This window comes from Metabacillus halosaccharovorans, assembly GCF_002019635.1.
Classification (GTDB): domain Bacteria; phylum Bacillota; class Bacilli; order Bacillales; family Bacillaceae; genus Metabacillus; species Metabacillus halosaccharovorans.
In genome coordinates this window covers 1,712,609-1,724,562 of record NZ_KV917372.1, presented here as the reverse complement: position 1 = coordinate 1,724,562, position 11,954 = coordinate 1,712,609, and the positions used below count along the sequence as shown (strand labels likewise).

The 11,954-nt window shown below is 36.2% G+C and carries 8 protein-coding genes; 7 read left to right on the top strand and 1 reads right to left on the bottom strand.

Annotated elements, in window-relative coordinates; all coding sequences use genetic code 11:
• Window positions 1-12 precede the first annotated feature (12 nt).
• From BK577_RS22455 to BK577_RS22425, 7 genes are all read left to right on the top strand, one after another.
• Window positions 13-1,809 (top strand): glycoside hydrolase family 2 protein, encoded by a 1,797-nt coding sequence (locus BK577_RS22455; RefSeq protein ID WP_078434987.1) that lies wholly within the window; start codon window positions 13-15, stop codon window positions 1,807-1,809.
• A gap of 323 nt (window positions 1,810-2,132) precedes the next feature.
• Complete coding sequence (locus tag BK577_RS22450; RefSeq protein WP_078434986.1) at window positions 2,133-3,389, top strand: ABC transporter substrate-binding protein; 1,257 nt, start codon at window positions 2,133-2,135, stop codon at window positions 3,387-3,389.
• 101 nt (window positions 3,390-3,490) lie between these two features.
• Entirely contained in the window at window positions 3,491-4,423 is a 933-nt protein-coding gene (locus BK577_RS22445) for a carbohydrate ABC transporter permease (RefSeq protein WP_078434985.1), read from the top strand.
• Between the two features lie 3 nt (window positions 4,424-4,426).
• Window positions 4,427-5,272: a carbohydrate ABC transporter permease gene (locus BK577_RS22440; RefSeq protein ID WP_425435968.1), complete on the top strand. Its 846-nt coding sequence runs from the start codon at window positions 4,427-4,429 to the stop codon at window positions 5,270-5,272.
• Between the two features lie 21 nt (window positions 5,273-5,293).
• Window positions 5,294-5,713, top strand: coding sequence for a hypothetical protein (locus tag BK577_RS22435; protein ID WP_078434983.1), 420 nt, complete (start codon window positions 5,294-5,296; stop codon window positions 5,711-5,713).
• Window positions 5,714-5,855: 142 nt separating this feature from the next.
• Window positions 5,856-9,956: a carbohydrate-binding protein gene (locus BK577_RS22430; RefSeq protein ID WP_245823560.1), complete on the top strand. Its 4,101-nt coding sequence runs from the start codon at window positions 5,856-5,858 to the stop codon at window positions 9,954-9,956.
• An 83-nt stretch (window positions 9,957-10,039) separates the two neighbouring features.
• Window positions 10,040-11,038, top strand: a complete 999-nt coding sequence (locus BK577_RS22425) for a glycoside hydrolase family 43 protein (protein ID WP_078434982.1) — start codon at window positions 10,040-10,042, stop codon at window positions 11,036-11,038.
• A 72-nt stretch (window positions 11,039-11,110) separates the two neighbouring features.
• Here BK577_RS22425 and BK577_RS22420 read toward each other — a convergent pair whose 3' ends face one another.
• Window positions 11,111-11,941 carry a MerR family transcriptional regulator gene (locus tag BK577_RS22420; RefSeq protein WP_078434981.1) on the bottom strand — a complete coding sequence of 277 codons (831 nt, stop codon included), beginning with the start codon at window positions 11,939-11,941 and terminating at the stop codon, window positions 11,111-11,113.
• Between the last annotated feature and the right edge of the window lie 13 nt (window positions 11,942-11,954).

The following is an 11,954-nucleotide window of genomic DNA, read 5'->3' as shown; positions in this document are numbered from 1 at the left end:
AAGGAGAAGCTTATGACATTTCGACAAGAATATCCCCGCCCACAATTAGTGAGAGGAGACTGGCTTAATCTAAACGGTGAATGGGATTTTGAATTTGATGATCAAAATATTGGACTGGAAGAAAAATGGTTTAAAGAAGGTACGGAATACGAGCAAAAAATAAATGTACCCTTTGCTTATCAAACAAAGCTGAGTGGAATAAATGATTCTACTTTCCATGATTGGGTATGGTATCGTCGTGAATTTACCATTCCTGATTCAATGAATGGAAAGCAAATTATCCTGCATTTTGGTGCTGTTGACTATCGTGCAATGGTTTTTATTAATGGAAATTTGGTAGGTTCCCATGAGGGTGGCCACACCTCCTTTTCATTTGATATAACCAACTATTTACAGGATGGAAACCAAACACTTGTTGTAAGAGTTGAAGATCCTTCTATAGATGAAACCATTCCGAGAGGAAAGCAATATTGGATTGAAAAATCTGCTGCTATTTGGTACACACGGACTACCGGAATATGGCAGACAGTATGGATAGAAGCAGTGAATAAAACTCATATAAAAAAATTGAGATTCACTCCGGATATCGACAATGGTGATATTACAATCGATTTTGAGTTGGCAGGTGATTATATAAATAAAAAGGTGGAAATCGATATCACCTTTAAAGATGAAGTGATTGCCAATGAAACCATCCAAATTTATGAAAATTTTGTCAAAAGGTCGATTAATCTCTACAATCGAAAAATATTTCGAACTGGTTTTCATCATGTTGGGTGGAACTGGTCACCAGAAAATCCGAATTTATTCGATGTCAAAATTCGTGTGAAAGAACAAGAGCAAGTGCTGGATACTATCTCTTCTTACTTTGGAATGAGGAAAATTCATACTGAAAATGGCATGGTATATCTAAACAATAGACCATATTATCAAAAATTAGTACTTGATCAGGGGTATTGGCCGGAAGGTTTATTAACTGCACCAACTGATGAGGATTTAAAGAACGATATAGAACTAACAAAAGAAATGGGATTTAATGGCTGCAGAAAGCACCAAAAGGTAGAGGATCCCCGCTTTCTTTATTGGGCAGATAAATTAGGCTTCCTGGTTTGGGGAGAATGTGCTGCTTCACCTTCTTATAGTGAAGATGCTGTTGCGCGTCTAACTAACGAATGGATTGAAATCATCGAACGAGATTACAACCATCCTTGTATTGTCACATGGGTTCCTATTAATGAAAGTTGGGGAGTTCCTTCTATTTGTAATAATGATCAGCAAATACACCATTCGGCAGCGATGTATCATTTAATCCATTCACTTGATACAACAAGATTGGTCATTTCAAATGATGGGTGGGAATTAACAAAAACAGATATTTGTGCCATTCATAATTACAACCATGGACAAAAGGATGAAGTGGAAAAGTACAATGAGTTTAGGAATTCATTACGAACTACTGAAAACCTGCTTCTTTCAAGACCGGCCGGACGAGAGATCTATACGAAAGGTTATCATCACAGTGGTGAGCCAATTCTTTTAACTGAATTCGGTGGAATTGGATATAAAGTTGGCGATGATAGTGGCTGGGGTTATACGTCTGTTACAAATGAGGAAGATTTTCTGGCGGATTATGAACGAGTCATGAAAGCGGTGTATGAATCCAGTGCTTTGCATGGATATTGTTATACACAGTTAACAGATGTTGAACAGGAGATTAATGGCTTATTAACATATGATCGAAAACCGAAGTGTGATTTACAACTGCTCAAAAAAATAAATGATATGTGGCATGTACCGATTGTAAGGTAACTAACCTATTCGAATCCAAAATGAATGATGTGAAAGATCCCTTGACTGAAATCGGTCTAATTTCAGTCAAGAGATTTAAATAAAAGGTAATAAAGTATAAAGTTTTATACTTAGTGTTGGTGTCCAGCTCCAGCGCCTAGCCCAGCATAGGACGTGCAAGTGCAGTCAAGCGACAGGACGTCGAGTTTTTTTGACTGCCTCGGGATCATAAGCCACTCAGGAATTGAAGACAAACAGCGTCTTCTATTCCTGAGCGTCTTATGCCTGCCTTAGGCTGATCAAGGCGTTTGCGCTTTTCTTAACAAAAATCAGGGGGGAAATATATGAAGAAAAAAGCGGTATTAATGTTCACGATACTTTTTGTGTTTGCCATGGCTTTATCAGGTTGTAGCGGTTCATCCAGTAGTTCAGGGTCATCTAAAAATGAGATTCTATTTTGGAATCCATTTACAGGTCCGGATGGGGAAAATATGAAACAAATCGTTGATGAGTATAATAAGACAAATCCGGAATTCAAGGTTAAAAATTTATCTATTACTGAGGGAGATATGTATACAAAAATCCCGACGGTAGTAAATTCCGGAAAAGGGATTCCTGATTTAACCATTGTACATGCAGAGAGAATTAAACAATTTGTTGATAATGATATGTTAACACCATACGATGATTTATTGGGTGATTATCCTGAGATTAAAGCAGAAAACTATGTTCCCGCAGGATGGAATATTGGAGATATTAATGGCAGTAGATATAGTGTTCCATTAGATGTTCACAGCTTTGTTATGTATTACAATAAAGAATTACTTGAAAAATATGCACCAAATGCACTTGATGATAACGTTATTACTTTTGATGAAATCCGAGAGGCTGGAGAACTATCTAAAAAAGACGGTATTACTGGTTTCGGCTTAACTTGGACTCGACCGATCTTTTTATCTATTTACAATCAACTAGGTGGAGATATTACTAGTGATGGAGAAACACCAACTCTTAATACGCCGGAAGCGAAAGAAGCGTTGGAATTAATTAAGGGGTTAGTTGATGACAAAATTGCCAACAAAGATGGAGAAGATCCAGGTCAATTGTTTCAATCTGGTAAAGCAATCTTCTATCCTGAAGGTATTTGGATGCAAAACGGCTTAAATGAAGCGAAAAATTTAAATTGGGGCTTAACGAATTTCCCGCAAATTTCACCAGATAATATTGTAAACTGGACGTCTTCTCATCAATTCGTCATGTTTAAAGATGAAAATCGGTCTGAAGAGAAAACAAAAGGAATGATGGATTTCCTTGACTACGTAAGACAACATTCACTTCCGTGGGCAAAGGCGGGACAAAACCCTGCTGCATTAGAAACATTAGACGATTCTGAATACAAAGAAATGCCACAATCATTCTTAATAGAAGATCCTGAATTACAAAAAACATTAAAAATCTTTGATTATAAATATAATGGCTTTGTAGTTGAAGAGATTGATAAATTAGTTGGAGATGCGGCGTTTGGAAAATTAGATATTGATGAAGGACTGGAAAAAGCACAAAAAGCCATTGAAGATAAAATAGCAACAAATAAAAAATAATCGTTGCTAAAATTATTGAGAATGATTCAACCAAAGGGTCAAACCCTTTGGTTGAGTTGTCCTCTCTCTATTCGATAACGAAAGAATAGGAGCTTAAAATGATGATAAATACTGGAGAGAATAAGGAAGTAAATATGTCCTCAGTACTGGTAGGAAAATCAAATAAAAAAAGGTTGAATCTATCTCCTTATCTATACATTGGACCACATCTCATTCTATTTGCCGTATTTTTTCTATTTCCTACTTTATATGGTGTTTATATTTCTTTTACCAATTGGGATCTAATTGGTGATCCTGAATTCGTAGGACTGGCAAACTATACAGAAATTTTACTTAATCAGGATTCTACTTTCTACGAACAACTCCGTGTTGGTTTGGGAAATACATTTAAATTTGTAATATTTACAGTCCCATTTTGTATTATTGTTCCATTGTTCTTAGCTGCTGGACTAAATACGAAACCAAAAGGAATGAAGTTTTTCCAAGCACTGTTTTATATGCCATCTTTATTTTCTGTATCTGCTGTCATGATCATATTTGCTATGCTATTTAGTGTTTCATTTGGACCAATCAACCATTATTTGAATGTTGATACGAACTGGTTATCTACACAGCCGTACGCATGGGTTACGTTGGTTATCGTAACTGTTTGGTGGACAATTGGAGCAAATATGATTATCTATCAAGCTGCTCTTAATGGGATTTCAAAAGATTTATATGAAGCTGCATCAATAGATGGCGCTAATAATGTTCAAAAATTCTTTAAAATTACACTACCAAGCATAAGAGCTCAAATACTCTATACAGTCGTTATCACGACAATTGCACAATTTAATGTTTACGGGCAACCGCTCATGTTAACAAAAGGTGGACCAACTAGCTCGACGACAGTTCTATTAATGTACATTCAAGAGAATGCATTCGGTTCAGGAATTTCTATTGCAGGTATTGGGGCAGCAATGGCTGTCATTTTAGGATTATGTATTATGGTTGTTTCTGCAATCCAATTCTTCTTTTTAAGACAACGTGATTAGGAGGTGCTTTCCTTGAAGAAAATAACAGTATCGAAAATGATTTCATTCATCTTTTTATTATTCATGGCGTTTATATGGCTTGTTCCATTACTTTACACATTTTTAACTACATTCAAAAGTGAATCGGATATTCAATCAAATCCATTTACCATACTGCCGATAAATTGGGTGATTGGTAACTATCAGGATGTTCTGTTCGAAAACACTAGTGCACCTGTTGCAAAGTGGTTTATGAACTCGCTCATTATTTCGGTATCACAAACAGTATTAGTACTAGTGATTGTCTCATTAGCCGGTTACGGTTATTCAAGAATGAAATTTAAAGGGAGAGATGCCATCTTTATTTTTTTAATGGCAACGATGATGTTCCCTGCTGTTGTAAACCTTATCCCACTATATAAAATTATTGATACATTAGGATGGGTTAATAGCTATTTTGCAGCAATCGTTCCGGGGGCTGCCGGAGTATTTAATATCTTTCTAGTTAGACAATTTATGCAGGGAATTCCTAAGGACTTTGATGAATCTGCCAGAGTGGACGGCGCGTCTGAATTTCAAATTTTCACTAAGTTAATATTACCGTTAATAAGACCAGTTTTAACGGTTGTTGCGTTGTTTACTTTTACAGGTTCCTGGAATGACTTCTTATGGCCGTCGATCGTGTTTAATGATATTGAAAAAATGCCAATTACACCAGGGCTGCAATTGCTTCAGGGCATGTATGCACTTGATATAGCTCATGCTTTAACAGGGGCGCTAATTGCGATTGTTCCAACATTTATTCTCTATTTATTTACACAAAAATATTTTATGGAATCGCTTTCTTTATCGTCAGGTGTTAAAGGATAGACACGAAAAGGAGGTTTCACAGTGAATAGAAAACTCGAGCGAAGATTAATCATAATCGGGTCCATTTGGCAAATGACTACAGGGCTCTTAACCATTTTTGTTTATGCTTCATTTATCAAAAATGAAGGATTGAACTCTTCCTTTGATACCTTTGCTAAGCTGGAAGCAGCACAGTCGATATTTGGAAGTTTGTATATATTTTCAGTCTCGTTTGGGATGTTATTTGTCTTATTAGGAGTGATAAACTTCATTTTAGCTAGGGGATTAAAGGATGATAAAGCAGAAACGAAAAAGCCGGTCTGGTTTATTGTCATAGGCTTAGCCTCTTATTTTGTAATGGACATTTTAGCATCACTCATGTTTTTATCAGGAGGAATTTTAGCTTTTGCTAAAAATAAATCAATAGTAAAGATAGAAAATTATCATTTGCAAAATCAATAATATAAAACCAAAGGAAAGACCAACTTTTTTTTCCTTTGGTTTTTCCTTTGAAATTTATTGAGTAATAGAGTATTAGCAAGTAGTCTATGTACTTTTGGAAATCTAAAAATAGGAGGAGATTTTCCTGAAAAAGATGATGACAATGGCCATTTTGGTTAGCTTTATACTGTCTCTCCCGCTAGCAACCTTTGCTTTCAGTAACCCTATAAAGTTACCGAATTCTTGGGAATGGGATACAGGTGTGTTTTATGGAGAAGGAGATCCTTATATTTTAAAACATAACGGTATTTATTATCTTTATGTCAGTACAGTTGATGATAAGAGTGGAGTAAAAGCCTGGAAGTCAGAAGATCTGGTGAATTGGGAGTACGGTGGACTAGTGACGGAGGAACCCGCAACAAAGGCTGCCTATGCACCTGAAGTTGTCTATTGGAATGGTAGTTTTTATATGTACACATCACCTGGAGGTAATGGACATTATGTATATAAAAGTTCAAATCCTTTAGGGCCTTTCAAAAAGCAAACAGAAAACCTCGGTATGGGAATTGATGGACATGTGTTTATAGACGATGATGGAAAATGGTATTTCTACAGTACCGGTGACCAAAGAATTGATGCACGGCCAATGTCTGATCCATATACATTTGGACAAGTTTCACACACTGGTGCAGAAATGAATGGTTGGACAGAGGGGCCAACGATTATAAAAAGAAATAACAAATATTATATGACGTACACAGGAAATCACGTTTGGAATAAAGCTTACCGTGTTGATTATGCATCGAGCGATTCCCCGATAGCTGATTACGCACCTAAGTTGGAACAAAACCCGATCTTACTAAATGCAGAAGGAGTAAATGCAGGTGTAGGACATAATTCTGTTGTTCGCGGACCGGACCTTGATTCTGATTATATGGTTTATCATAGTCATGCAAATCCAGGCCGCTATATGAACCTTGATCGAATTGCTTGGAATGGAGATAAAATGCTCGTTCTTGGTCCAACTACAACCGAACAGCCTAACCCGGATTTACCTGATTTTAGTGAGCGGTTCTCTCAATCCTCACTTAGTAAGAACTGGGAAAATATAAATGGAGGAAGCTGGACCGTTAACTCAAGTTTGTCCGGATGGCTTCAGCAAACAAAAACGGGTAGTTCGAAAGTGTTTAAACAACTGACAAAGGCTGGGACATCCTCAGACTACACCGCAGAATTTAATATGAAAACAATTGAACAAGGATCCAGCAGTGATCCACGTTTTGGTGCTGTTTTCTCCTATAAGGATGAAAAAAACTATGGATTAGCTGTGTTAAATCCTAATAAAAATCAATTAGAAACGTTCTTCATCGTAAACGGGGTTGAACAAAAATGGGAAGCAACAGATTTACCTAATGGCTATGATTATACTAAACTTCATCAAATACGAATCGAAAAAGCTGCTTCAACCTTTAAGATTTTTGTAGACGGTATGCAAAAGCAAACACGCAATATAGAAAAACTAGATGGTGGAAAGATTGGATATATGACAAATGATGTTCATGCTGCTTTCGGGTTTACCGCTTTTAGTAATAAAGTAAACGGAAGCTCTGTATTCGATGCGAATAAACCTGTACCAGGAAGCATTGAAGCGGTCCACTACAATTCAGGAGGAGAAGGAAAAGGCTACCATGACACAACAACGGAGAATACTAGTGATAAATATAGAAAAGATGCGGTTGATTTTAAAGGGAATTCCGAAAGTGGATATTATGTAAGTTTGAATAAAAAAGGAGAATGGTTGAATTATAACTTAACTATTGCAGAAGAGGGTTCTTATAACTTGGATTTAAGAATCACTGACTCAAGTAAAGATGCACAAATTAAGATAGTATTAGACAATTCGACGGTATTGACTCAAAGTATCAATATACCTCAAACAGATGAGTGGAAAACTCTTTCGATTGAGGGGATAAAATTACCAAAAGGAAAGCATACATTAAAAGTCATTGCAGAAAATGGAAGCTTTGATCTATCGTCACTTGATTTTCATGAAAATAAGAAAGTTACGAAAGTATCGTCAAACTTCAATGATGGAACAAGTGAGGGCTGGGAGGAAATAGAAGGGTTTTGGACAGTAAATACAAATAAACCTAGTACATTTGATACGTATAAACCAATACCAGGATCAATAGGTGCTGCTTATTATATCACTGGCGGTGAAGGAATCGCTTATCATGAAACAACAGCGGAAAATATTGGCGGGGCATTAAGAGGAGATTCTGTAGATATTCGTGATAACCCAAAAGGCGGTACTGCAGTAGGCTGGAACCAAACAGGTGAATGGTTTAAATATAATGTATCCATTAAAGAATCGGGTTTATATAATCTTCAATTAAATGCGGCAACAACATTTCAATCAGCAAAAGTGAAAATTTGGCTTGACGATGAAATAGATTTAACTGGTGTGTTGGATGTTCCTAACACAGGAGATTGGAATAATTGGCAGCCTGTCATAAAAGAAGGCGTTACATTACCTGAAGGAGAGCACACGTTAAAGGTTGAGATCGTGGAAGGTGAATTTGATTTCACGAGTATTGACTTTTCATCATTTGATATCCATAAGCCAATCCCTGGAATTATAGAGGCGGAAGATTACAATCTTGGCGGCGAAGGTGTTGGATATCATGATAACACCTTGGAGAATAGTGGGGAACAATATCGGGAGGAATCTGTCGATATACGATCAAATCCGGAAGGTGGTTACGCTGTTACCTCCAACCAAACAGGAGAATGGCTAGCATATAATATCGATATTGAAGAAGAAGGAAGCTATGGAATAGATATTCTTGCCGCCTCTACTAAATCTGGAGGGAAAGTAAGGCTTCTTTTAGATGATAACATTGATCTAACAGGAGAAATTGATATACCAAATACAGGTGATTTAAATAACTGGGAAAACATTTCTTTACAGGATATTTCTTTACCAGCTGGAAAGCATACGTTAAAGCTTGAAGTCCTAAATGGAGAATTTGATATTTCCAGACTACTATTTCATAGTTTTGACCATCATAAGGAGCTTCCGGGAAAAATAATGGCAGCAGATTATATGACCGGTGGTGAAGGTATTGGGTATCACGACAATTCTCCTGATAATATTGGTGGCAAATATAGGAGAGATGCAGTCGATATCCGTATTAATCCGGAAGGTGGATATAATGTAGGCTGGAACCAGGCTGGAGAATGGCTAAAATATAATGTCGACATAAGCGAAGCGGATGATTATGAACTGGACATTAGAGTGGCAACTGATATAGAAGGAAGTCAAATAAGACTTTGGCTAGATGATACTGTCGATTTAACAGGTGTTATAGATGTTCCAAAAACTGGAGGATGGGATAACTGGGAAAGTGTTATCAAAGAAAATGTTTCATTACCAGCTGGAAAGCATACGATCAAGGTGGAAATGGTAAAAGGAGAATTTGATTTTAGAAGCATCCAATTCTCAGTTGCTGACGGTCAAGAACCACCAGCTATTGAAGGTGAGTATAGCACATCGCCAGGTACCTTTGCGAAATCTGTCATAGGAGACAGTGGGTGGAAGGATTATACAGTCGAAGCAGATCTTAATATCCGAGCTGGAACAGGAGACGGCGGTTTACTTTTCAGAGTAAATAATCCGGCAAACGGTATTGAACTTGGTCAAAATAATCCTGATTTTATGCAAGGTTATATAGCTTATATAAATAAAGATGGAATTCATTTAGGCAAGTTTAATTATAACTGGGAATACTTAAAAGGTGCTGAACTAAATGAGCCATTGAATACATGGCATCATGTGAAAGTTGTCGCTAAAGGCACAAATATAAAGATTTATGTTGGAGATATGAATGTTCCCAAAATAGATTATACAGACAACAGCAGTACAGTATTTACGCAAGGAAAAGTAGGGCTGCGATCAAATTATAATCAGACAACGTTTGATAATTTTGTGGTAAAACCACTAGAAACGACCCATTCATCCATTAAAAATGATCTTGATAGAATGAAAGAATCTGGTGAGATTGTTCAAAGTGCCTATAAAAAATTTACAAATAAATTAGATCAATCTAGGCATCATTTAGACAAAGGGAAAATCGCTGAATCAATCAAGCATCTAAATGATTTTAGAGATTCTCTAGAAAAAGAAAAGAAAATATCTGAAGCTATCAAACAAGAACTTGAGGGAGATTCTCTAAGACTTATAAGAAAAATAGAAGAAAAATAAGTGAAAATGGGTAGGTACAAGAAAACAAGGGTACCTACCCGTTCATTTTGGGTATGTCATGAACGATGAATGGAGGATCCGCGATGGAAAAAAATAATCAAAATCAAAGTGAAGTAGAATTAGGAGAAATGTTTTTGAACCCTCTACTTGAGAGTGGTCCTGATCCATATATATGTAAACATTTTGATGGAAACTACTATTTTACAGCTACGACTCGTACTCATATAGCCCTTTGGAAGAGTGCAACCATTACAGGGATATCAACTGCTGAAAAGAAGATCATTTGGGTGCCTCCTGTAGAAGGGCCATACAGTAAAAATATTTGGGCACCGGAAATCCACTATATACATAATAAATGGTTTATTTATTTTACTGCTAATGACGGTGGTGGTGATGACACACGACGAATTTATGTATTAGAAAATTCTTCTGAAAATCCGCTAGAGGGAGAATGGAACTTTAAAGGTGCTGTGAATACGGAGCTTCCAGGATTGGATGGAACAGTCCTTCAGCATCATAATCAACTTTATTTCCTTTATGCAGGTTATGGATATTTTCCTGATTATGGATCAGCCTTATATATTGCAAAAATGAAAAATCCCTGGACATTAGAAGGTGAAAATATTCTACTTTCTGCACCAACAGCTGAGTGGGAGAAACAAGGTGGAATGGCAATTAATGAAGGGCCAACCTTTTTAAAAAGGAATGAAAGGCTATTTTTAATCTTTTCAGCAAGCGCTACATGGTCGGATGATTATTGTTTAGGAATGTTAACTGCTGATGAATCAGATGATGTAATGGATCCAACTTCTTGGGTTAAGCATCCGGATCCTGTTTTTTCAAAAAATATAAAAAATCGAGTGTTTTCACCGGGACATAATAGCTTTACTCAATCTCCGGATGGAACTGAGGATTGGATTGTGTATCACGCATTTTCCTTTTCCGAGGCTGAAGGAGACCATAGGAATGGCAAACTTCGTAATCCAAGAATCCAAAAATTTCATTGGAATCAAGATGGGACGCCAAATTTTGGGAAACCTTTACCTGCCTATACTCCTATCAAGAAACCTTCAGGGGAATAAGTAATGGGAAATATCATAAACACCCCTCTAAAAAGGGGTGTTTATAATATTTCGTAGAAAAACGCTATTATATTAATCTTCTGCAATTTTCACCCTGAACTCACTTATATATTGGTGTTTATTATTTTGATAAGAGACGGAAAAGAATTCATAGATATCACTTAACGGTTTGACTTCATTTGTTTGTATATAATGAATTAGTTTTTGGAATGTATTAAAGTAATGTTCAAATGAATTGGAATTTGAAACAATGCTTAAGTATTTACCTTTTGGTAAGGTTGCAAATTCAGTATCACTTTGAAGAGCTGAAATATGTTTATTCGATAGTACAGGTGTAAACAAATATTCATAATTGATTTCTTCAACTGTATGGTAGTGTCTAAATGGAATAATGGAGCCATACCCTTTTTTTCTAAAACCCTCTGTAGATGGTCCATATTTTCTTAGACTGCTAAATGACGAATTGAAGGTGTTAATTGGGCCTAAACCGGTTACTTTAGTTTGAATAATCTTCATTTCTTCCTTTTCTAAAAGAACGACCTCATCAAATGGTGTTTCTTGTCTCTGTAATTCTTCTCTTACATTGGCGATAATTTCTTGTATTTCAAATAAATAGTCAATTTTTTCTTCCACAATTTTTTCTTGTTCCATTAAAAAGGAAACATAATCCTCATTATTTAAATCTTCCACCTTTTTGATCTGATTTAATGGTGTCCCGATATAGCTTAGAGATTTTATTAGGTCTAAACGATATAATTGTAAATCACTATAATAACGATAGTTTGATTTTGGATCTACATAGGCTGGTTTAAATAAATCGATATGATCATAGTAGCGGAGAGCTTTGATAGAAATATTCATTAATTTTGAAACCTCACCTATAGAATAAAGTTTATCCTCCATTAGTAAATCCACC

Coding starts and splice junctions, on each gene's coding strand:
- BK577_RS22455 (WP_078434987.1), top strand. CDS start 13: ATGACATTTCGACAAGAATATCCCCGCCCACAATTAGTGAGAGGAGAC.
- BK577_RS22450 (WP_078434986.1), top strand. CDS start 2,133: ATGAAGAAAAAAGCGGTATTAATGTTCACGATACTTTTTGTGTTTGCC.
- BK577_RS22445 (WP_078434985.1), top strand. CDS start 3,491: ATGATAAATACTGGAGAGAATAAGGAAGTAAATATGTCCTCAGTACTG.
- BK577_RS22430 (WP_245823560.1), top strand. CDS start 5,856: ATGGCCATTTTGGTTAGCTTTATACTGTCTCTCCCGCTAGCAACCTTT.
- BK577_RS22425 (WP_078434982.1), top strand. CDS start 10,040: ATGGAAAAAAATAATCAAAATCAAAGTGAAGTAGAATTAGGAGAAATG.
- BK577_RS22420 (WP_078434981.1), bottom strand. CDS start 11,941: ATGGAGGATAAACTTTATTCTATAGGTGAGGTTTCAAAATTAATGAAT.